This is a genomic window from Priestia sp. 179-F W1.4 NHS, from assembly GCF_045369295.1.
Lineage (GTDB): Bacteria > Bacillota > Bacilli > Bacillales > Bacillaceae_H > Priestia > Priestia zanthoxyli.
This window is the reverse complement of record NZ_JBIQFF010000001.1, coordinates 1,646,623-1,668,531: the sequence shown is the minus strand read 5'-3', so window position 1 is coordinate 1,668,531 and position 21,909 is coordinate 1,646,623. Positions and strand designations below refer to the sequence as shown.

Genomic DNA, 21,909 nt, shown 5'->3' with positions numbered 1-21,909 from the left:
TCATCACAACATATGTGAGCATTGGTTATGCTCATAGGATAATATATTATCATAGTTTAATTCTGTGGTGTTAGTCTTTTTTGGGTTTTTTACACTGGGAATTATACCCGCCTATTTCTTGCGTTTCCCCGACGTTCTCGCTACTAGCAAAAGAACGAATAATAAAATAAATACTCCTGCTCCTACAAACATATCGTACAAGAAATCAAGCATCATACTCCTCCTTTTCCTCCAAAAAAAACGCTGTTAAAACCAAGCGTTTTAACAGCGTTTTTTCGTTAGATAAAGCCTAGCATATTAATAAATACAATGATAATTAAAACAGGTGCGATGTATCGAATAGCAAGAAGCCATAAAGAGAACCAGCGCTTCACATTCGTCGAACCATGCTTAAACTCTTCAATTAACACATCTTTTTTCATCTTCCAAGGAACAAAGATGGCAATTAAAAGAGCACCGAGAGGCATAAGGATATTACTTACAAGAAAATCAAAAGCGTCAAAGATGCTTTTTCCAAAGATCGATACGTCACTTAATAAACCATACGATAGTGCTGAAGGTATTCCTACCACAAAGATTAGTAAGCCCGAAATCCAAGATAGCTTTATGCGCTTATGCTGCTCTCCTTTGGCTAATGAAGCAACAATAATTTCTAACATCGAAAACGCAGATGTTAAAGTAGCAAATAAAAACAGCGCCAAAAAGAAAGTTTGAAACACAATTCCGAACGGAAGCTGTTCAAAAATAGAAGGCAATACAATAAATAAAAGACCTGGTCCTTCCGTCGGCTTTACGCCCATTGAAAAGACTGCAGGGAAAATTGCCAAACCTGCTAGTAAAGAAATCAAAATATTTAACGCTGAAATTGAAATAGCCGATTTTGGCAAGTTTTGCTGTTTAGACAGATACGAACTGTACGTAACCATAACCGAAACGCCTACGCTAAGCGAAAAGAATGCTTGTCCCATTGCAAACAAAATGGTTTGGGAGGTAAGCTTTGAAAAATCTGGATACAAAAAGAAAGATACGCCTTCCATCGCTCCGTCTAATGTTAAAGAACGAATAATAATAATAATAAATAAAATAAAGAGAGCAGGCATTAAAATTTTGTTTGCTTTTTCAATACCATTTTGAATACCTCTTGCTACTACAACAATTGTTAAAAGAAGAAAAACAAATTGAGAGATAACAGCACTTGTCGGATTAGCAATGGTGGAGTTAAATAAACTCCCGTAGTCACTTACTCCATTCAGCTGACCCGTGACGCTTGCAAAAATATATTGTAAAATCCATCCTCCTACTACACTATAGAAAGATAATAAAATGAAGCATGTAATCACGCCTAAATACCCGATTCCTTTCCAAAGAGAACCGGGAGCAACTGCATCATAAGCACGAATTGCTTCTTTTTGTGTATGTCTACCTAGTACAAATTCAGCAAGCAAAAGCGGCAAACCAATAATTGCTGTAAACAAGATAAACAGTAAAAAAAAGGCCCCTCCTCCGCTTGTTCCGGCTACATAAGGAAGTTTCCAAATGGCTCCGATTCCAATTGCTGAACCGGCGGATGCCAAGATAAAGCCGAGTTTTGATGTCCATTGTTCGTTTTGACTCATGTTTTCTCACCATTTTTCTTTATTTATTCTGATTTGTCATACTATATCACACAACCCTGCTGTCGAAAAGGGTTTTTGTTGTTTTAACCCCCATCATGTGTTATGAATAGTATGTAGGTTTCATTATTTATTTTCGTAACTAAAAAAAGTTTGACAGTTAGAGGTACAAAAAATGACAAATCAACAAGTAATACAGCAGCAATTTTTAGATAAGTTCCTTGACTTTATCTTAGTAAAATGTCCAAACTGCGAACTATGTGCGCGAGTTGTAAAACTGGATAAAAAATTGAGCGGGTCAACGCACTCATGCACGTGTCCTCACTGTGGTTATCTAGACGTCATCAGCGCTGAGGGCCAAGGACCGTTAGAACTTTCTGAAGCAGTAGATCCTTTTTTTCAGCTTCCGCTTTACTTGGAAACAATCTGCCCTGAACGTCGACTTTGGGCTTATAACTTAGATCACCTTCAATATATTGAATCTTATATTGAAGTTAAAACATGCGGGGCTTGTTTCGACGAGCTGTCGGTTGAACACTCATTGCCAGATTGGGTAATTCATAAGCAGGAAGAAGCACTAAACGAAATTCAACGTTTAAAAGACACCGTCTTTTGCACATTCAAATGAAGATAGAAAAGAAACGTTGCCAAAGAGGCAGCGTTTCTTTTTTACGAAGAACTTTCTTCGGTAAGTTTTCTTCGATAGTCCCCGGCCTTGTCGAACTCTTTTGCGGTGCCGACGAAAAAGTAGGTTACCGTATGATTTTTGTTACCTTGAGTCGTGCCATGAATCATCTTCCCTTGCTTCAATTGCTTTCGCTCTCCATTTTTATTTACATAGAAATATTTATTTCTTGCCCAGCCGCCGCCGCTTAAAAGCGTTTTGGTTTTCCCGACTCCCTGCTCGTTTACTTTAAATACAGTGTAGTCTCCTTCTGTCTTGCTAGGATTTCCGTTATCTTTATCATATTCGACCATAACCCATCCTTTGTACCCTTCTGGTATAAGGAAAATGCTCGGTTGAGACGTTTCATCTGGACGTCCACATCCAGATGCGATTACGATCAATAAAAACAAAATGAGCCACCTTTTCACTTTTCCCAACTCCTTTCTTAATAAAAGACGTGTCTCTATACTGCTTTTAGTTTTTGTTGAAGGTAAGATTATATTCTTTTTGCACCCCTCAATTTTTTCCAGTTTATCCAGTCAAATATGCTATATTTACGTATTGTTTGTCACACACTATTAGCAGGCGTTTACAATTTACATGGGAGGATAACAAAAATGAGCTATGTTTTTTTATTTATTTTGCTCTTTGTCATTCCGCTTTACACACAGCAAAAAATTGTTCGTGCCGACCGTGAAAATACACGTATATTATTACTAAGTGAACACGAGCAATCTGGACATAAAAAAAGCGATTCCCCGTAAAACAGGAATCGCCTTCTTTTAATATGTTAAGCTTCCAGCGACAATAAGGCCAACGGCTATCGATGCTGCAAAAAGAGTTACTCCAACCGCTACATTTCCTTCTTCTACTTTTTTGGCTAGGCTCGTTTTAGGCGTCATAATAAATTCAATAATCCAATATGTCACTACTTGAGTAATGATACCTACTACTCCCCAAATAGTTGCATCTACCAAATTTAAGCTGTTGCTCCACACAGTGAAAATGACAATAGCAAGCCCAATTCCTTTTCCCCATAACTTCAAAGCGACTGCGACATTTCCTTTTTTTATAAGTTCACGATCATTAAATTTTGTTGTTAATTCAAATACGATTACTCCGATAAATAATAGCCCTAATCCTACCGCTACGTGAGATAAAAAACTCCCTATACTAGCCCAATCAATCCATTGTGTCATTTTTAGTTCCCCTTTTCATTTTAATCCAATCGGCAAATAATACGATTCGTTATCTGTAATTTGATTTCCAGCTCGAATTCCTACTGCGCTTGCTTTTCCATTTAATAAAAAGCACCCGTACATGATATGAGCCTCTACTGTTTTCGTTTGCGTCTTCATTTTTGCAGTTGGCAAAGGAATAAACTGTTGATATACAGCCGTGTATTCTTGATATGTCTTATGCTGATCTTCGTCTATTTTGATTCCGTCTTCATTATAAATTTCAACGGTATCTCCTTCACGACCAAACGATGGTTTCTTCACAAATGCTTGTTTTCTTTCAATAAATGGATCTTCTTCTAAATACGTTGGTAAAAAGTATGTTTCAATGATGTGATGCTCTTCTTTAGTGAAGAAAGGATGATCTTGTTCATGCAAAGCCCAAATGAGTGCTTGCACGGCTTTAGACTGCAGTAAAAATGCAGAAGGCGGATTGATTATGGCTACTTGTTTTTGCTGTGCCAATGTTAAAAGCATGTGTCCGACTTTTTCATGCGTACTCGGATCTTCATCTTCAATTAAATGTTCAAGCGGATAAGTTTGGCGATAGAGTACGTCTATTTTTTGTCCATGTTGATTATACACGCCCGCTTCTATATGTTCACCTTCTTCAACTGTAGAGGCAGGGACAATTCGAAGTTGCGATAACGGAACGTATGTAGCATCTACATCGGCTAGCTTCATTAAATAAAGAGTCGTTAGCTTATCTTCTTCATGTGTATCATGAGAAGAAAAAACGACGTTTGGATAGTTCGTTCTATCGAGCACGTTATAAGCTTCAAAAATGGCGTGTTTTAATGCTAAAGCAAGCTTTTTTTCTTCAAGCTTATTAGGGTTTTGAACCTGAAAATGCCGACAGACCAACTCATTTACATGAAATAATTCTTTGATGAATGTAGGCGTATCCGCATTTAGTTCTAAAAGCTTGATTTGATCAGCCGTAACAGCAAAATCAAGGCGTGAAATAACACTTTCTGTTTCCATCGTTTTCAGTCGCAGGTACGGTAAACTGGCTTTTGGAAATCCTAAAGAAAGAAGCGTCTGATCATCTAATGAACGAAGTAAAGGTGCCGTTTTAAAAAATAGTTCCCCGATTTGATTTGCTGCTTCTTTAATAGAATGAATGATGTGAGAAGACTCCATATGTACGTCATAAAGAGCATACTCTGTTCCATATAAGTCGTACCAAAAATCTTGAATTTCTTTATAAAACATTTCTCGCTTTTCTTTATGCATTACCCGCCAAAACCTCCTTTAGAGCCGCTCCCAATTCCAGATTTATACGAGCTGCTTGATTTAAATGATTTATAGGACGATGATGAGGTCAGCTGTTTTTTAGACCCGTAGTAGCGCCCTCCGTGATAATATGAACCGCTGTGCGAAGAAGAAGAATCTGAACAGTAGTACGTTTTCGTATCTTCATCCCATTTCCACTTGTCGCACGATTTATCTTTCGGTTTAGCTGGTCTTGCCTGATCAGTTGAACCACAGGCAACGAGCGATGTCATTAAAGCAGTGGTCAAAACCCCCGCCATCATTTTTTTTGTTTTTGACATTAAGCCTTTCCCCTTTCATACGTTACGCCTGTTTTTGTTACATATAAACTGTACACGCTGCGGTCTTCATCAATTTCCGCAGAGTCTCTTTCCCATTCCAATCCATTATAGTACGTATAAACAGTTCCGATATAGCTTAATACGTCCAAATGCGTATAAAATGAAGAGGCGAATAAAATCGGATGTCCTTGAAGAGAATTCAGTTCGCGGACTTCTAACGTAATCTTTCTGTGATCACCTTCTGCTTGCTCTTTCGGTCCATGTTCATGTTCTTTCACATAAATAATATGTATATCATCTTCGACTGCAGATGAAGTTTGTTTATACGTTATTCCTTCTTTAACAAAAAATTCGCATTCTCTTCTTGCTAAAATTTGTTCAAGTTCAATAGACTGATAGTGATAAATAGATACAAACGTATCGTCAGGCTTTAGCAGTCGGTATTCTAACTTTGCCATTGTGCAACTCCTTTTGTGACTTTTTTGTGAACGTTCTTTAATAAATACGCACAGATTTTCAAAAAGTTTCAATTTTTCTCATATTAAAAGGCTTAGCTTTAAATAAGCTAAACCTTTATTTTTTTATCACATCTGTCACAACTTCATAACCGCCTGTGTATGGGTCGAATACATATTCAAGCATGCCGTTTCCACGATTAACTTTGAATAGATACCTGTATTTTTTAGGGCTGTCTTTTGCTGGATATACGTATTTTCCTTTTTGGAACTGACTTAGCAAGAGCTGTTCTCTTTGCGCAAGCATTTTTTTTGCTTCATTATAACCATACAGCGGGAGATTTTTGGCATAGAGAACCGGTACGAATACAAGTACAACGACTGAAATCGTAATAAGCCCTTGTTTAAACCACCGCATAAACCTCTTTGGATTTCGCGAAAGTAACATCGTTATGACAATTACTATTAACAAAGGAACAATATATACTTGCACATACGGAATGTTTGCAAATACAGGTCGATTAATCAACAAGACAATTACTTCGATAGCTGCTACTAATACTAAAATAAAATAGACCACTTACTCTTCACACCTCGACGATTCAATGAATTTTATATGTGTTAGAAAGTATTCCCACTCATGAATGAACTCGTCTATTGTATCATAAGACGTAAAAAAAATATCTACGCTCGTCTATTTTACTAAAAGAGATTGAGACATAACAAAATCATCCCAATCTAAAGACGAACATGAGATAAATGCGCTAGTATGCTCCCTTGTTACACCGTTGTTGACTTCCGTGTAAGGCTTCGCTTTCCGAGGGCGGCCACTTTTGCCGTGTCTCACCTGTTCCGCTTTTCTCGCAGGTGACTTCGCCTTGCCCTCTAGTCAACAGCTAGAAGCACTTACATACATGAAACCTGCATGTACCCTAACCATAAAAAAAACTGAACGCATTTGATTCTCCATCAAGAATCAAATGCGTTCAGTTTTTCCTTTAACTAAGCTATTTTTATTCCATCCTTTTATTACGAAACTTCTACGTTTCGATTTTGATTATATTTTTTCCCTTGTAAAAATGAGTAAACGATTGCTGCTGCCCATACAATAAGGATAAATGCGTATACAGCTATCTGCGTTGAGCTGCTTGATACCCATGTATTTAAGAGTGTTCGAGCATTTGTTAAAATGATAAACCCACCAACAAGCGAACCAAGCAAGTGAGCCGGGATAATACGAACAAACCATGCAGCAATCGGAGCCGCGATAATTCCGCCAATCATAAGAGCGCCTACCCAGAACCAGTTTACCTGCTCCCAGCCAAGAGAAATTAAAAAGCCAAGTGTAGCCGAGACGGCAATAGCAAATTCACTTGTATCAACGGTTCCAACGACTTTCCGTGCTGTTGTGCCTTTTTTAGCTAGCAATACAGGCGTTGCAATCGGCCCCCAGCCTCCTCCTCCTGTAGCATCAGCAAATCCAGCAATTAATCCTAACGGAATGGACTGCTTCGTCGATAAAGGTTTGGTGCTCTTTTCTTCGTTTGTTTTAAACGTAAATAAAAAGCGAAATAACACATAAACTCCTAGGAGCAATAAGAATGTTGAAACGTAAGGTCTTACTGCATCTCCAGGTAAATTACTTAGAAAGCAGGCTCCTACAAAAGCCCCGATGGAACCAGGAATAATCAGTTTTAAAACCATCGATTTATCTACGTTGCCAAATTTAATATGTGAAACACCAGACGCTGCTGTTGTTACAACTTCTGCCAAGTGAACAGATGCCGAAGCCACAGCTGGTGCAATTCCAAACGTTAAAAGTAGGGTAGTTGATGTCACCCCGTACGCCATTCCAAGTGATCCGTCAATTAACTGAGCTAAAAAGCCAATAAGTGCAAACGTAATTAACTTTTTCATGTTGTCCCTCCACTTTAATCTTCTGTTAGAGAGCACAAAAAGGCCTCCAACAGTTGTTTGCTAGAAGCCTTCGGTATGTCCGATCAGCTGTCCGTTTTATAAATAAGTTGTTTATATTGTAATCCTAACTATTCCTAGAAGTCAACTGTGTTTTTAGTTTTTCTTTTAGTCTATGTATGCTGCTTGGTTATAGTATCAGTAAAATAAAATTCTTCTTGTTAAGTCAACAACATAAAAACGACCGCTCACTTAATAAGGGCGGTCATTTTTATGCATGTCTTGCCAGTGAGCTAGCACTTCAGGTGGTAAACTCACATCTTTATCTAATGACGTCACATCCATAGAAGTAGGCTCATCGCTATTTATCACTTTTTCTACCCAATCTGGCTGTACGACTAACGCTTGTTCAATCGTAATTAAAGCCAGACCTTGCTCAAAAGCTTCTGCGACTTCCGTTGCCGTAAGTCCTCCTGTACCCACAAGAGGGACCCGGTAATTGACGTGCTTAATGATCGAAGAAAGCAGTGAATGATTTTCTTCCCTTTTTGAGGTAGGTTTATGCAAAGCACTGATATGTAAATAATCAATTTCTGTATGAACAAGACGATCAATCCACTCAAATGTATCTTCCACTTTATTTCCTAAATAGCCTTTTTCTTTGGGCGCTAATGTATATCCCACAATAAATGGTTTGCCCGCATGTGCTGCTCGACGCGTCACTTCACGAATAACTTCAAGTGCAAAAGTGAAGCGGTTTTCTGCGCTTCCTCCATAAGAATCACTTCGTTCATTGGCTTGCCTTGACGTAAACTGCTGCAGTAAACATTCATTTCCTCCGTCAATTTCCACTCCATCAAACCCTGCTTCCATAGCTCTTGTGGTAGCTTCGCCAAACGCTTGAACAATATAAGTTATATCGCGCTCGGTCATTTGAACAGGCTTTTTTCCTTTACGTTTGTGAGGCTTTTCACTAGGGCTAATTGCTTGCCACTTACTTTCCATTTCTACGCACTTTCTTCCCCCGTGCGATAGTTGAAGAATCGCTTTAGCTCCTCTTCTATGAATCATTTGGGTTAGTTGATGAAGCTTTCGTATGACCTGATCACGATGAATTCCGATTTGACCATGTGCTACTTGGCCATTTTCTGTGATAAACGCGGGGCCGATAATTACCGTACTGACGCCCCCTACTCGTTTTTCGTAAAAAGTCAGATCGATATCGGATATTTCCCCGTTTTCTCGTGAAGCGTATGTGAGTATAGGTCCCATTGCTAATCGGTTTTTCATCTCAAGAGCATCAACAAATTTAAAATGTTTAAATAACTTTTCATAGGCCGTCTTCAATTGATTCACACCTTTTTTCCCTTAGCTTGCCCATCTATAAGCGGAGTAGACATAGGCATAAAAAAAGAAATACCTTTATCGGCATTTCTTTTTACGTTGTTTTTCTTATTTTTTTGACCGGATAAAATACAAATTCGCTTTTTCCGACAATTCGTTTTTCATCAATAAGACCTAGACCGTTGCGGCTATCCATACTGTACAGACGGTTGTCACCCATTACAAATACTTCGTTTTTAGGTATTTGTACGGGTTCAAAATCTCCCGTAAGCTCCATATCCATGTTGTTGGCAATTTGACGATTCGTTTTTAAATAAGGTTCACTTACTTTTTTATCATCAATATAAAGCTGATCTTTTTTCATTTCGATTTTTTCACCTGGCAGACCGATTACTCTTTTTACATAATGCTTATTCTTAGCCTCATCTTTAATAATCACAATATCTCCGCGGCGAATATCATGGAGCGAATACGACAGTTTATTCACGAACAACCGCTCTCCGTTATGCAGCGTTGGGTTCATTGAAGCGCCTTCTACAATATACGGAGAAAATAAAAATGCGCGAATCATAAATACTAGAGCGATAGCGAAGATAATAGTTTTGAATATGCTGCGTAATTGATCGCTTTTTGTTTTTTCCGTAGTCAATATGCTTTGTCTCCTTTGTACAGCTCACTTTTCTTATGTAAAAAAGCAAGAAACCTCTTACTTTAACACTTATTCTAACTTAACCATAGAAAGAACTGAAATCAAATGTTTTATGTTATGTAAAAAAAGAACCTCTAACAAATGTTAGAGGCTTACATTACGCAAGTTTCGTCTTTACATCTCTTATTATAACATTAATTATATAAAAAGAGACTACCTTTTATGTAAAAATTATGTTTTTTACGCAAACTTAACTAAATCTTCACATTTAAAGGCGTTTCTCCATGTATAAAAAGTTGGGAGATGCAATACTCTATAATCTCTCTTCGCCGCACGAGTCCAATAAAAATGTTTTGATCATCTACAACTGGCACAAAATTTTGTTCAGACGCGCGTGACAAAATACTTTCCATTTCATCGTTAATGGTGATAGCTTCGTAATCGCGATGTCTTGGAACCTCCTCAATTCGTAGGTGTTCTAACTCATGGAGTTCTATATGTTCTAGGCTTTTTAGCTTCCATAACAAGTCTCCTTCTGCCAAAGTCCCTACATATTCTCCTTTATGGTTAATAAGCGGCACAGAAGAGTAGCGATGATACTCCATTTTCTCCAATGCTTGACGGATCGTTGACTGTGTCGATAGTGTAACGACTTCTTTTTTAGGGAGTAAAAAGAACGCAATATTCACTCATATTCTCCTTTTGTTATATATGCATTTTATTTTTGTTGTTTTGCTGAATCTGAAACAATATGAATGTCGATGTTATGAGTCTGTCTCATAATTGTATTCACAATAGAGCCTTTCCGAATCTCTTCCCACCTTGTCCGTGCTGATTGCCCTAGTAAGATTTGAGTAACGCGATAATGCTTGGCTACATTCACAATCACTGCAGCTGGTTTTTGCTTTTTAGCTTCTTCAACAATTAACGATGCGTGAAAACGGTCAGCGAATGCCTGCCAGTGTTTGATTTGGGCTTTTTGCCTTTCAGTTTGCTCGCCTGTAAAAACATGCAGCAGCAGTAAATCTGCTTTCAATCGGTTCGCCATTCTCCAGCCTCGCCGAATTAATTTTTCAGCTGTTTCACTGTATTGAATGCATACTAAAATGCGTTCACAAATACCTGTTACGCCAATTTCATGCGCATGAATCAGCTTGCCATCCACTTCATCCGCTATTTCTCTGAGCGTTAATTCACGAAGTGCATGGAGATTCGCAAGCTTAAAAAACGACTGCAGGCTTTGTTCAATTTTATGGACTTCGTATATTTTCCCTTCACGAAGCCGCTTTTGCAGCTGTTCCGGCGTAACGTCGACAAGCTGAATTTCATCTGCTTGCTGAATAAATAAATCTGGCACCGTTTCACGAACTTTTACTTGGGTAACAGCATATACGAGGTCATGTACGCTTTCCATATGCTGAATGTTCATTGCTGACATAACTGAAATACCTTGGTTGAGCAGGTAAGAAACATCTTCAAAACGTTTTTTATGGCGGCTTGTCGGAACATTTGTGTGAGCAAGTTCATCGATAATTACAACTTTTGGGCGCCTTCTTACAATCGCCAGCAAATCAAGCTCTTGTAATTCTTTTCCTTTATAAAAAATGGTTTCTCTTTGGATTACTTCTAGATTTCCAATCATCTCTTTAGTCTCATCCCTGCCGTGTGTTTCTACATATCCAACTACGACATCTATGCCTTCTTTGACTAAATCGTGCGCATCTTGAAGCATTTTATACGTCTTTCCTACTCCCGGCGCGGCACCGATGTAAAGTTTAAGCTTTCCGCGCTTCTGATTATGAAGTTCACGCAATAGTTCTTCCGGAGTTTTTCTTCGAAAGTATGGATGAGCTTCTTTTTCTTTCATTGTTTGTGCCCCTTTATCACACTCGCTTCAGTACATGAAGCGAGTGCATGTAATTAGCGCTCTCGTTGAACAGCTAAATTTAGCTCTACTACATTTACTCGTTTTTCACTAAAAGCCCCTTGCTGAGTATGTTCTTTGATTAACTGTTTTAGCGTGTTGGCTTTAATATGTGTGGCTTTTGCCACGCGCTCTACTTGTGCATATGCAGCTTGTGGCGTAATGTCAGGATCGAGTCCAGAAGCCGAATTTGTGACGGCATCAATTGGAATTCCTTCTTTGGGCACTTCGTTTTCTTTTTTCCACGCCGCTACGGATTTCTCGATACGATTCGTAAGATCTTTATTTGAAGGTGCTAAATTCAACGACCCAGATCCTGCCCCGTTATAATCAATACTAGAGACTCTGCCGTGAAAAAATGCATTGCCCGTAAACTGCTGCCCAATCAGCTTAGAACCGATAACTTGATGATTGTTTGAATAGATTAGGCTGCCGTTTGCTTTACTTGGAACAGCTGTTTGAGCAATACCTGTCATCACAACAGGATAAATAAGACCACAAAGTATCATCATCATAATTGTTAAGCGAACAATAATGCTTCCCGTTCGTTCTGTTTGTATCATCGTTTCTTCTCCTCTACATCACAAATGAAAGTAATAAGTCAATCGCTTTAATCCCAATGAATGGAACTAATACCCCACCTAATCCGTAAATGAACAAATTTTTTCGCAGCAGTGCGTTAGAACTCATCGGCTTATAGGCAATTCCCTTCATGGCTAAGGGAATTAACAGCGGGATAATGACCGCATTAAAAATGAGCGCTGACAACACCGCAGATAGTGGTGAATTCAGCTTCATTACGTTAAGAGCCTCCATTTGCGGAATCGCCAAGGTAAACATCGCTGGAATAATCGCGAAATACTTAGCGATATCGTTTGCGATGCTGAATGTAGTTAAGGCACCCCTTGTCATTAATAGCTGTTTTCCAATTGAAACGACTTCAATAATTTTAGTAGGGTCAGAATCTAAATCCACCATATTTGCTGCTTCTTTAGCAGCTGAAGTTCCGCTGTTCATCGCTAGACCAACGTCAGCTTGAGCAAGTGCAGGGGCATCGTTTGTCCCGTCACCTGTCATCGCAACTAGCTTGCCTTGCTGCTGTTCGTATTTAATAACTTGAATCTTGTCTTCTGGCTTGCATTCCGCAATAAATTCATCTACTCCCGCTTCTTTTGCAATGGTTGCTGCGGTTAACGGATTATCTCCTGTACACATGACTGTTTTAATACCCATTTTACGAAGTTCATCAAAGCGTTCTTTCATTCCTGGTTTTACCGTGTCTTTTAAATAAATCAAACCGTAAATTTTATTATCAGCGGCGACGGCAAGCGGCGTGCCACCAGCTCCTGCAATTTCGTTTGCTTTTTGCTGTAAATCAGAGGGAACCTTTCCGCAATTTGACTCTACCCATGCCGTGACGGCGTCCACTGCCCCTTTTCGTACAGACACATTCTGTAAGTCAATGCCGCTCATTCGCGTTTCAGCTTTAAATTCAACAAACGTTCCTTCGGTTTTTCTAAGATCTTCTACTCCCATGCGAGTTTGGATAAAATCAACCACTGAGCGTCCTTCTGGTGTTTCGTCGTAAAGAGAAGAAACAAACGCCCATTTGTACAGTTCACGTTCGTCTATGCCTTCTATAGTCGTTAATTGATGAGCCATTCGGTTTCCAAACGTAATGGTGCCGGTTTTATCTAAAATAATTGTATTGATGTCACCAGCTGCTTCTACTGCTTTTCCTGACATGGCAATCACGTTAAACTGCGTTACTCGGTCCATCCCAGCAATTCCAATGGCCGATAATAAGCCTCCAATTGTTGTCGGAATGAGACAGACGAGCAGTGAAATTAAAATAGCCGTGTCGAGCTGAAAGTGCAGGTAGTTTGTGAAAACAGGAAGCGTCACAACTACTAGTAAGAAAATAATCGTCAGACTTGTCAAAACCGTATTTAGCGCAATTTCATTTGGCGTTTTTTGACGCTCTGCTCCTTCAACAAGCGAAATCATTTTATCTAAAAACGATTCACCTTGCTCACACGTAATTTTAATTGTAATTTCATCACTGACAACTCTTGTACCTCCCGTTACAGAGTTAAAGTCCCCGCCTGCTTCTTTCATAACAGGTGCCGATTCACCCGTAATAGCCGATTCATCAACAGACGCCAGTCCTTTAATGATTTCTCCATCTCCAGGAATCATTTCGCCTTGTGAAACGACGACGATGTCTCCTTTTTTTAGTTGCGATGCCGGAACTTGTATCATTTGCCCGTTTTGAAGCTGATTAGCTGTAATATCGCCTTTAGATTTCTTTAATGAGTTTGCCTGTGCTTTTCCTCGTCCTTCTGCTAATGCTTCTGCAAAATTAGCAAAAACAATTGTAAAAAATAACACGAGAGATACGGCAACATTAAACCCTGTGCTTACTGTACTTTCTCCGAAAAGGTCCGGAACAACGGCTAAAAAAAGCGTAATTATAAACCCGATTTCTACTACGAACATGATAGGGTTTTTTATCATCGTTCTTGGGCTGAGCTTGATAAACGCCTGCTTTACTGATTGAATAAAAATCGATGAAGCTTGTTTATCTACAGAACCTTGAATATGACTGTTGCGATCCAATTCAATATTATTTGCAAAATTCCGTTTATTCATTATGATCCTCCGCTTTCTTGATTACAGTGTTAAATACTCAGCAACCGGCCCAAGCACAAGCACTGGGAAAAACGTAAGTGCTCCTACAATAACGGTAGTTCCAATTAAAATGCCGCTAAATAAAGACGTATCTGTTTTAAATGTCCCAGGTGTTTCGGGAACAAGCTGCTTGGATGCTAGTGAGCTCGATACCGCCAGCATCGTAATTAGTCCGAAGTAGCGTCCAATATACATAACAATTCCCGTTGAAATGTTCCAAAACGGCGTTGCATCACCGAGTCCTTCAAAGCCGGATCCATTGTTTGCTGCTGACGACGTAAATTCATACAATGCCTGACTTAAGCCGTGAAAGCCAGGGTTTGATATACCTTCTATTCCTAAATGAGTGGTAAGTGCTACAGCTGTTCCTCCTAAAATTAGCAGCGGTTGCAAAATAAGCGTCACGGCAATGAGTTTCATTTCTTTTCCTTCAATTTTTTTACCTACGTATTCTGGTGTTCTTCCAACCATTAAACCTGATAAAAATACAGCAATGATGACGTACATCATAACATTCATAAATCCTGCTCCGACACCGCCAAATACGGTATTTAACATCATATTTCCAAGCGTTAATAACCCGGTAAGAGGCGTCAGGGTATCGTGCATGGTGTTGACTGCACCTGTTTCACTTGCTGTCGTCACGATGGCGTAAAGCGTCGACATGCCGACACCAAAACGGACTTCTTTCCCTTCCATATAACCGCTCGCTTCATTTAGATGAAAAGCACCAAGTCTTGGATTGCCTCCCCACTCTGTTACAAACGCTGTGCTTAAAATAACGATAAACAGCATACTCATCGCTACAAACAAGATGCGGCCTTGTTTACGCTGTCCGATCATTTTTCCGTACGTAAAAGGAAGGGCTGTTGGCAATAACAGCATAAGGACGATTTGTAATACATTGCTCCACGCATTAGGATTTTCAAATGGATGAGCTGAATTGACACCAAAAAATCCCCCTCCGTTGTTGCCTAGCTCTTTGATTGAAAGAAAAGAAGCAACTGGTCCCCTTGCTATTTGCTGCGTTGCTCCTTCTAATGTATGGGCAGTCACAGTCCCGCTTAACGTTTGAGGGACACCTAAAAACGCAAATAAAATGCCTGTTATAAAAGCGATAGGAAGTAAAATACGCGTAATTGATTTTACAAAGTCAACAAAAAAGTTTCCCATTTCCTTCCCTGCTAGCCCGCGAATAAAAGCGATTGCTACTGCAAGTGCCGTTGCTGGTGCTGCAAACATCATAAATACAACGGCTGCCATCTGCGAGAAATAGGACAAACCTGATTCGCCGCTGTAGTGCTGCAAGTTCGTATTTGTCATAAAACTAATGGCCGTGTTAAAAGCAAGAGCCGGATCCATTCCTTTAATGTGGCTTGGGTTAAGCGGCAGTACCTCTTGAAACCGGAAGATAAGATACACTACAAAAATCATAAACGTATTTGTTAACACAAGAGCCAATGCATATTGCTTCCACGTCTGATTATGCCCTTTAATTCCTGCTGCTTTAAACATAACTGTTTCTATCTTTCCTACCAAGCTAGTGTTTTTGTCGTTTGAAAACACATTCGCTATATAAATACCTACGGGCTTTGCAATAAGCGCTACAAAAACAAGCAGCAGCGCAACTGATAGTAGAAAAATCCCCACGTTTTATTCCTCCGCTTATTAAAATTGTTCTGGATTTAACAGTACATATACTAAATAAATTAAAACGAGAACTGAAATACCTAACAAAATGAACGACATGTTCACTTCTCCTCTCTTTCGTCTACTACATGAGACGACCAGCAAATAATTCCGTACATAGCAGCTGTTAATATGACAAGCGTTCCAAGCATGATCATATCCAAGTTGCTCCCTCCTAACTGTTTCCTGACAAAAATGATAGCTTCTAAGTTTAGTGACGGTTTCTTTTCATAAAGCATCACGTCCAAAAAAGCTAACCGTGAGACGTGATGCTGATTTTTCCCACTAAAAAACCGCAGAAGAGAGTTCTCTTCCGCGGTTTAATGCACGACAAATAAGCCGTGATTCACACGAATTTTTTACTCCCAAAACGCTTACGGAGTTAGCTGTCGGATTCGGGTTATGGAAGTAACCCTACTCAGTTAAGAGATTCACCCCTAGTACATACGTACAAAATATTGGGTCCCCCGCTCATAATTGATTAAGCGTATATTTGTTATTTAATTTTTAGACTTAATGCTGACTTTTACTGCTGCGTTTAAAACTTTGATTAGCTAACGTAGACAAATAGCGGTTTGCTAGATCAAAAGATTGCTGATCGCACATGGCCCGATATTCAATCATTTGAATCATTTGCTTAGATAAATGCATCCTGACGCTCCTTTCACCTATATTTTGAAAGGAGCGTACTATCCGCTGTTATAGAAAACGACCACGATTACACCATCCTCTCTCTTAACGCTTACGAAGTTAGCTGACGGGTTCGGGTCAAGAAAGTAACCCTACTCAATTAAGAGATTCACCCCTGATAATTGGGTCCTCCGCTCTTTCCTTCTCTTTCAGAAAAGACTCAGCGTTTCACAGTGGAACGTTTCATGAGAGTAATCTTACTCCTGTTAAAATTTACTGTCAACAACATTTTTTGAAATTTTAAAAGCTTTATTTTTCTATGTTTATTCATTATTTTAAAATAATAGATTCAAAAAAAAAACGAACCACTAATCAAATACCTTGATCAATGGTTCGTTTTTCACTTCGGCTAACATACGTCTGTTTCAGTCTCTTTTTTAGCTCATTTTCTCAATTTCATTTACAAGAATTGAAATGGCATCCGTTTTTGTTGCTTCACGCATTGTACGCTTCATTGTACTTGCCTGCTGCTGAAGCTCATTTACTTCACGCAAAAACAGTTCTTTTGTTAACTGCTCTTCTTCTACAACCATACAGTAGCCTTTTTTCTTAAAGGATTGTGCATTTAAAATTTGATCTCCGCGACTCTGTGCTTTTGATAAAGGAATAATCATCATCGGTTTATGAAGAGCTAAAAACTCAAAAATGGCATTGGATCCGCCGCGTGTAATCACATAATCAGTTGCCGCTAGAACATCTGGAAGCTGTTCGTTTACGTATTCTAACTGACGGTATCCCGACTCTTTTTCAAGGCTTGTATCAATATTGCCTTTTCCGCAAAGGTGTACAATTTGGAATTTCTTTTGCAGTTCAGGCAAAGACTCTCGAACGATTTCATTAATACGGCGTGCTCCTAAACTTCCGCCCATAATTGTTAAAATGGGGCGCTTATCATAAAAGCGTAGCCAGCTTTCCCCGTTCGCTGCGCTTCCGCTAAATAGCTCTTTTCGAATAGGTGAACCAACAACCTGCACTTTTTCTTTTGGAAAGTAGTTTGCGGCTTCATCAAAAGAAGTAAAAATTTTAGTGGCAAATTTCTGCGCAATTTTATTTGCCAGTCCCGGTGTTAAATCACTTTCATGAATGAACACGGGAATGTTTAAAGATTTAGCAGCCATTACCACAGGAACTGTGACGAAACCGCCTTTTGAAAAAACAAGAGAAGGCTTTAGTTTTTTCAGCACGCGACGCGCATCGCCAACCCCTTTTGCTACTCGAAATACATCTTTTACATTTTCCATATCTACGTATCGACGCAGCTTCCCGCTTGAAATCGCATGATATGGAACGTTTAATTTTGTAATTAATTCTTTCTCAATACCATTGTGAGAACCGACATAATGGATATCCCATTTTTCACTGTCTAATTCTTTCATGATGGCAATGTTTGGTGTTACGTGTCCAGCTGTTCCGCCTCCGGTAAAAACGATAACTTGCTTACTCATTTTTTCTTCCTCTCTTTACTTCACTTAATCGATCTGTTTTGACATCAATTTTTATCTGATCTTTTTAGCATGCAATCTGACATGTAAAACGATGGTTTTATTATAGCATTTTTCTTTTTACATATGTATGATAAGGCGTATAAAAGCATGCTATACTTTTCATAAGGAGTGATGATAATGAACAAATCTGTACCTGCAGTAAAAGGTGACACAGTGGATTCCGAAACGCGCTGTACGCACTATCATACGGATAAAGATATTATTGCAATAAAATTTTATTGCTGTCATACATATTATCCATGCTATCAATGTCATAACGCACATGCGGATCACGACATTAAAAGATGGCCAACATTTATGTTTAATGAAAAAGCTATTCTTTGCGGAGTATGTAAGCATGAGCTCTCAATTAATGAATACTTAACCTGTAACTCGACTTGCCCTCACTGTCGTTCTTCTTTTAATCCCGGATGCAGCCTGCATGGACACATTTATTTTGAACAAAAAAGCTGAACAAAACATCGTTCAGCTTTTAAAATAATTGCTCATCTATATTTATAATGGAAGGAAGCAGACCTGGGAACAGTTCCTCAAGTTCTTCTAAACGCAAGGAATAATAGTGCTGCGTACCTTCTATACGTAGTTTGATAATTCCAGCTTCGCGAAGTACTTTAATATGATGTGATAGCGTTGATTTTGATACATTTAATTTTTGATAATACGAACAGGTCTGCTCCTTTCTTGTCGCTAAACACTGTACAATTCGCAGCCGGTTAGGATCACTCAATGCATGTAAAATAGGCGTTAATTTAATTTCAGATTTCGGTGGTTGATAAGGTTTTCTCATGCTTAAAATATAACACAGCTTCTTTTGTGTATCAATGTTCGATAACTTTCGAACTAAATTCCTTGCACTGTTATTTAATCGGTGTTATAGTTTCATTGTTCGATGGTATTCGAACTTATCTTCATTTTAATCGTAAATTGAATGAAAGATTAAAAACAAAACAAATAATATAAAGCACCATTATTATTAAAGGAGGAATCACCCATGATTCATTTACAAGCTTCAATGAAAGTTAACCCAGCAAAAAGAGAAGAATTTTTAGAAAACGTACAAGAACTAATTAAGCATTCTTTACAAGAAGAAGGAAACAGCAACTATCAACTATTTGAAGATGCTTTTACACCTAACACATTTATGATGATTGAAGAGTGGAAAAGCGAAGAAGCAATTCAAGCACACAATAAATCAGCTCATTTCCAAAGTTTTGTAGCATTTGCTCAAACTGGCGTACTTGTAGCACCTTTAGATGTAAAAACATTACAAGGCTAAAAATAACTTCTTTGAAAGGATGACGCATCATGAATGAAGCAATTCGTACAATTCAAGATCATCGTTCTATCCGTCAATATACAGACGAAGCAGTAAGCGACGAGCATTTAGATACAATTATTCAATCTGCTCAGTCAGCCGCTTCTTCTATTAACGGACAGCAAGTAACTATTATTAGCGTCCAAGATAAAGAAAAGAAGAAAAAGCTTTCAGAGCTTGCGGGCAACCAAGCGTGGATTGACCATGCTCCTCTATTTTTAATCTTTTGTGCAGATTTTAATCGTGCTAAGATTGCAGCTGAGCTTAACGATGCGCCTCTTGGCGTAACCGATGGACTTGAGTCAATTTTAGTGGGGGCAACCGATGCTGGAATTTCTTTAGAAGCAGCAACAGTTGCAGCAGAGTCACTCGGTTTAGGTACAGTACCAATCGGCGGAATTCGCAGAAAGCCACTAGAAGTCATTGAACTCCTAGATTTACCGGAATACGTATTCCCAGTAAGCGGTCTTGTCATTGGACATCCGGCAGATCATTCTGCGAAAAAGCCTCGATTGCCACAAGCTGCTGTGCACCATCGTGAAAGCTATAATCATGACTTAAAGTCATTGATTCAAGACTATGATGCTGAAATGGCAGAGTATATGAAAAAGAGAACAAACGGTGCAGATGACCGCAACTGGTCACAAACTGTATCCGCTATTTACAAAACCATTTATTATCCAGAAGTTCGAGCGATGCTTGAAAAACAAGGATTTAAATTCGAATGATCAAAAGCTGCGATGTTCATCGCAGCTTTTTTTATCTACTTTAACAGCGTCTTGAATAGACTAAAAGTAATACTCGATAAATGAGGTGTTTGGATGGAGTTTATTTTAATTTGTAATTTTCTTTTAGGTGCAACGGCAGCGTTTTTATTGGTGCCGGCTTTTACAAAAAAGAACACCCTTCACGTGACTTTGCTGTCTCTCCTTTTCCTCCTTTCAATTGTTCCAACCTTTCTTCTCGCTAATCCACATATCGGTGTTTTACCTTGGGCTATTCGAGACGGTCTTCTATTGTTTTCCGCTTTCCTTTTCTTTTATCTAACCTTCACTTTAAGCAGATGGAAAACACTTTTGTTTTTTCTTCTCCTTTTACTGTCAATTGCTCCTCTTGCCTACGTCGTATATGATGACTTCACGCATACGTATATAGATGCTAATATCGGACTTGGCCTAGGCTTTTTATTGACGTGGCTCTTAACAACCTTGTACAATATTTTGGCTATTCTTCGATTTTTCCGTCAGAAATCTCAGTAAACACGTTAAAAGTTAACAAACAAACGAATAGTTGATTTTATTTAGTATACGCTAACAACTGCACAGTCCTTCTCTTTACATAAAGCTGTGTATACTAAAAAAGGAGTGATACTTGATGAAAAGACTATTCGTAATGGTAGCAGTGATTGCCTTCTTGGCACTTAGCCGCATGTTAGTATTTGCCGCTGAAACACCTCCTGCTGCAGATGAGCGACCAGTTCAAAATGCAGAAGTTCGTATCGTTCATGCTTCACCGGATGCTCCAGCTGTAGACATTTTTGTGGATGACAAAGCTTTAGTAGAAGGAGCAAAGTTTAAAGATGTCTCCAACTCCCTGCCTTTGTCAGCTGGTTCTCATAAAGTAGAAGTATACGAAGCGAAGACAAAAGGAACAAAAGATTCCATCATCGAAGCTACCCTTGTTGTAGACGGTGGAAAATCGTATACAGTAGCCGCTGTAAATAAAGCCGAAAATCTTGAACTGCAGGCTTTCACGAATAATAAGCAAGGGATGGATGGAAAAGCAAGCTTACGTGTTGCTCATTTATCTCCTGATGCTCCTGCGGTAAACGTAGGTCCTAAAGGGGCTGCTCCTTTATTTAAAGATCTGTCTTTTAAAAGCATTTCAGGTTATCAAGTAGTAAATCCGGGTTCGTATGATTTATCTGTTTCCACAGCAGACGGAAAAGAAATACTAAGTCTTCCTGGAACAAATCTTCAAAGCGGTAAAAATTATACGGTTCTCGCAGTAAATACTGCTGATAAGCTTGAGAACATTATTTTACAAGATAATTAATTAAAAAAACGTCATTTCAATTGAAATGACGTTTTTTTATAGACTGCGCTGAATGAATTCTTCTTTTTTGTACTCATAGGTAGAAATATCGTTCCACAATCGTTTTGAAAGCTCGTATTTCATACCTTCATATTTTTTTCTAGCACGTTCGCTCGAGCGTAACTGCTCCCTGAAATTAATTCGTTCATTCCAGTAAGGTGATTCACTGACCGTTACGTACACATGACTTCTTCTAGCATCATGTGGAATGAGCTTACGGGCATTTTTAGCTGTCATAATTGGAGGGTAGTGTGAAGCTGGAACGCCTTCTTTTAATAAGACGAACATCTCTTTTTCCGCTACGTATACGTGAGATTTATTTTTTAATATAGCGCGCACTTCATTTATGTCTTCTTCGCGTTTGACGCCGATTAAAATATCAACGATTGGTGAACCTGCCAATCCTGGAACGGACGTGCTTCCAATATGTTCGATGTCTACTGAAAAATCTTTTAGTGTATTAAGTAACGCCTCTTTTTCCATTTGATACAAAAGCGACCACTTTGTTTCATACTGAACAATCTTTCGCATATCAGTTTCCACCCTTTCACTTTTTTATACTGTA

27 protein-coding genes and 2 riboswitches are annotated in these 21,909 nt (G+C 38.8%); of the genes, 7 read left to right on the top strand and 20 right to left on the bottom strand.

Annotated elements, in window-relative coordinates; all coding sequences use genetic code 11:
• Positions 1-278 precede the first annotated feature (278 nt).
• Positions 279-1,616, bottom strand: coding sequence for a sodium-dependent transporter (locus ACH0CI_RS09120; RefSeq protein WP_014459442.1), 1,338 nt, complete (start codon positions 1,614-1,616; stop codon positions 279-281).
• A gap of 172 nt (positions 1,617-1,788) precedes the next feature.
• Between ACH0CI_RS09120 and ACH0CI_RS09115 the strand changes: the two genes are divergently transcribed.
• The gene (locus tag ACH0CI_RS09115) at positions 1,789-2,241 is read left to right on the top strand and encodes a hypothetical protein (protein WP_028412776.1); all 453 of its coding nucleotides are present in this window, start codon (positions 1,789-1,791) and stop codon (positions 2,239-2,241) included.
• A 41-nt stretch (positions 2,242-2,282) separates the two neighbouring features.
• Here the strand turns inward: ACH0CI_RS09115 and ACH0CI_RS09110 are convergent, their stop codons facing one another.
• Positions 2,283-2,708 carry a DUF6843 domain-containing protein gene (locus ACH0CI_RS09110; protein WP_033580617.1) on the bottom strand — a complete coding sequence of 142 codons (426 nt, stop codon included), beginning with the start codon at positions 2,706-2,708 and terminating at the stop codon, positions 2,283-2,285.
• 189 nt (positions 2,709-2,897) lie between these two features.
• On the opposite strand from ACH0CI_RS09110, the gene ACH0CI_RS09105 reads away from it, so the two are divergent.
• A complete protein-coding gene (locus ACH0CI_RS09105) occupies positions 2,898-3,044 on the top strand; it encodes a hypothetical protein (protein WP_165351762.1) in 147 nt (48 codons plus the stop codon).
• Between the two features lie 18 nt (positions 3,045-3,062).
• On the opposite strand, the gene ACH0CI_RS09100 is transcribed toward ACH0CI_RS09105, so the two are convergent.
• From ACH0CI_RS09100 to ACH0CI_RS09025, 16 genes are all read right to left on the bottom strand, one after another.
• Positions 3,063-3,479: a DUF350 domain-containing protein gene (locus tag ACH0CI_RS09100; RefSeq protein WP_406901280.1), complete on the bottom strand. Its 417-nt coding sequence runs from the start codon at positions 3,477-3,479 to the stop codon at positions 3,063-3,065.
• 15 nt (positions 3,480-3,494) lie between these two features.
• Positions 3,495-4,754 (bottom strand): glutathionylspermidine synthase family protein, encoded by a 1,260-nt coding sequence (locus tag ACH0CI_RS09095; protein WP_406901278.1) that lies wholly within the window; start codon positions 4,752-4,754, stop codon positions 3,495-3,497.
• Positions 4,754-5,074 carry a hypothetical protein gene (locus tag ACH0CI_RS09090; RefSeq protein WP_028412772.1) on the bottom strand — a complete coding sequence of 107 codons (321 nt, stop codon included), beginning with the start codon at positions 5,072-5,074 and terminating at the stop codon, positions 4,754-4,756. Before ACH0CI_RS09090 ends, ACH0CI_RS09095 begins: the two co-directional genes overlap by 1 nt.
• Positions 5,074-5,532: a hypothetical protein gene (locus ACH0CI_RS09085; protein WP_406901277.1), complete on the bottom strand. Its 459-nt coding sequence runs from the start codon at positions 5,530-5,532 to the stop codon at positions 5,074-5,076. Before ACH0CI_RS09085 ends, ACH0CI_RS09090 begins: the two co-directional genes overlap by 1 nt.
• 115 nt (positions 5,533-5,647) lie before the next feature.
• Positions 5,648-6,109 (bottom strand): hypothetical protein, encoded by a 462-nt coding sequence (locus ACH0CI_RS09080; protein ID WP_013083806.1) that lies wholly within the window; start codon positions 6,107-6,109, stop codon positions 5,648-5,650.
• A 449-nt stretch (positions 6,110-6,558) separates the two neighbouring features.
• On the bottom strand, positions 6,559-7,446 hold the full coding sequence (locus ACH0CI_RS09075; protein ID WP_033580612.1) for a sulfite exporter TauE/SafE family protein: 888 nt from the start codon (positions 7,444-7,446) through the stop codon (positions 6,559-6,561).
• A gap of 249 nt (positions 7,447-7,695) precedes the next feature.
• Entirely contained in the window at positions 7,696-8,799 is a 1,104-nt protein-coding gene (locus ACH0CI_RS09070; RefSeq protein WP_406901276.1) for an oxidoreductase, read from the bottom strand.
• Positions 8,800-8,881: 82 nt separating this feature from the next.
• The gene (gene lepB / locus ACH0CI_RS09065) at positions 8,882-9,436 is read right to left on the bottom strand and encodes a signal peptidase I (protein ID WP_028412768.1); all 555 of its coding nucleotides are present in this window, start codon (positions 9,434-9,436) and stop codon (positions 8,882-8,884) included.
• A 254-nt stretch (positions 9,437-9,690) separates the two neighbouring features.
• Positions 9,691-10,125, bottom strand: coding sequence for a CBS domain-containing protein (locus ACH0CI_RS09060; RefSeq protein WP_048018991.1), 435 nt, complete (start codon positions 10,123-10,125; stop codon positions 9,691-9,693).
• Positions 10,126-10,154: 29 nt separating this feature from the next.
• The gene (kdpDN, locus tag ACH0CI_RS09055; protein WP_335707647.1) at positions 10,155-11,303 is read right to left on the bottom strand and encodes a KdpD-like non-kinase potassium sensor; all 1,149 of its coding nucleotides are present in this window, start codon (positions 11,301-11,303) and stop codon (positions 10,155-10,157) included.
• A 53-nt stretch (positions 11,304-11,356) separates the two neighbouring features.
• Positions 11,357-11,923 carry a potassium-transporting ATPase subunit KdpC gene (kdpC, locus tag ACH0CI_RS09050; RefSeq protein WP_335707648.1) on the bottom strand — a complete coding sequence of 189 codons (567 nt, stop codon included), beginning with the start codon at positions 11,921-11,923 and terminating at the stop codon, positions 11,357-11,359.
• A gap of 13 nt (positions 11,924-11,936) precedes the next feature.
• Positions 11,937-14,012 (bottom strand): potassium-transporting ATPase subunit KdpB, encoded by a 2,076-nt coding sequence (kdpB, locus tag ACH0CI_RS09045; protein WP_406901275.1) that lies wholly within the window; start codon positions 14,010-14,012, stop codon positions 11,937-11,939.
• Between the two features lie 21 nt (positions 14,013-14,033).
• Positions 14,034-15,695, bottom strand: coding sequence for a potassium-transporting ATPase subunit KdpA (gene kdpA / locus ACH0CI_RS09040; RefSeq protein WP_335707654.1), 1,662 nt, complete (start codon positions 15,693-15,695; stop codon positions 14,034-14,036).
• Between the two features lie 24 nt (positions 15,696-15,719).
• The gene (gene kdpF / locus ACH0CI_RS09035) at positions 15,720-15,800 is read right to left on the bottom strand and encodes a K(+)-transporting ATPase subunit F (protein WP_063611563.1); all 81 of its coding nucleotides are present in this window, start codon (positions 15,798-15,800) and stop codon (positions 15,720-15,722) included.
• 297 nt (positions 15,801-16,097) lie between these two features.
• Positions 16,098-16,238: riboswitch (cyclic di-AMP (ydaO/yuaA leader) on the bottom strand.
• A gap of 15 nt (positions 16,239-16,253) precedes the next feature.
• Positions 16,254-16,391 carry a hypothetical protein gene (locus tag ACH0CI_RS09030; RefSeq protein WP_156830726.1) on the bottom strand — a complete coding sequence of 46 codons (138 nt, stop codon included), beginning with the start codon at positions 16,389-16,391 and terminating at the stop codon, positions 16,254-16,256.
• A 72-nt stretch (positions 16,392-16,463) separates the two neighbouring features.
• Positions 16,464-16,606: riboswitch (cyclic di-AMP (ydaO/yuaA leader) on the bottom strand.
• Between the two features lie 201 nt (positions 16,607-16,807).
• Entirely contained in the window at positions 16,808-17,875 is a 1,068-nt protein-coding gene (locus ACH0CI_RS09025; RefSeq protein WP_029714620.1) for an undecaprenyldiphospho-muramoylpentapeptide beta-N-acetylglucosaminyltransferase, read from the bottom strand.
• Positions 17,876-18,052: 177 nt separating this feature from the next.
• On the opposite strand from ACH0CI_RS09025, the gene ACH0CI_RS09020 reads away from it, so the two are divergent.
• Positions 18,053-18,388, top strand: a complete 336-nt coding sequence (locus ACH0CI_RS09020; RefSeq protein ID WP_176343832.1) for a CHY zinc finger protein — start codon at positions 18,053-18,055, stop codon at positions 18,386-18,388.
• Between the two features lie 19 nt (positions 18,389-18,407).
• Here the strand turns inward: ACH0CI_RS09020 and ACH0CI_RS09015 are convergent, their stop codons facing one another.
• Positions 18,408-18,722: an ArsR/SmtB family transcription factor gene (locus ACH0CI_RS09015; RefSeq protein WP_013083811.1), complete on the bottom strand. Its 315-nt coding sequence runs from the start codon at positions 18,720-18,722 to the stop codon at positions 18,408-18,410.
• 204 nt (positions 18,723-18,926) lie between these two features.
• Between ACH0CI_RS09015 and ACH0CI_RS09010 the strand changes: the two genes are divergently transcribed.
• The 4 genes from ACH0CI_RS09010 to ACH0CI_RS08995 all read left to right on the top strand — a co-directional run bounded on the left by ACH0CI_RS09010 (position 18,927) and on the right by ACH0CI_RS08995 (position 21,305).
• The gene (locus tag ACH0CI_RS09010) at positions 18,927-19,211 is read left to right on the top strand and encodes a putative quinol monooxygenase (RefSeq protein WP_013057729.1); all 285 of its coding nucleotides are present in this window, start codon (positions 18,927-18,929) and stop codon (positions 19,209-19,211) included.
• A 29-nt stretch (positions 19,212-19,240) separates the two neighbouring features.
• A complete protein-coding gene (gene nfsA, locus ACH0CI_RS09005; RefSeq protein ID WP_335707650.1) occupies positions 19,241-19,978 on the top strand; it encodes an oxygen-insensitive NADPH nitroreductase in 738 nt (245 codons plus the stop codon).
• Between the two features lie 93 nt (positions 19,979-20,071).
• Positions 20,072-20,509: a hypothetical protein gene (locus ACH0CI_RS09000; RefSeq protein ID WP_033580605.1), complete on the top strand. Its 438-nt coding sequence runs from the start codon at positions 20,072-20,074 to the stop codon at positions 20,507-20,509.
• 115 nt (positions 20,510-20,624) lie between these two features.
• A complete protein-coding gene (locus tag ACH0CI_RS08995; RefSeq protein WP_406901274.1) occupies positions 20,625-21,305 on the top strand; it encodes a DUF4397 domain-containing protein in 681 nt (226 codons plus the stop codon).
• 36 nt (positions 21,306-21,341) lie between these two features.
• Here ACH0CI_RS08995 and ACH0CI_RS08990 read toward each other — a convergent pair whose 3' ends face one another.
• Positions 21,342-21,875 carry a GrpB family protein gene (locus ACH0CI_RS08990; RefSeq protein WP_048018985.1) on the bottom strand — a complete coding sequence of 178 codons (534 nt, stop codon included), beginning with the start codon at positions 21,873-21,875 and terminating at the stop codon, positions 21,342-21,344.
• Positions 21,876-21,909: the final 34 nt, after the last annotated feature.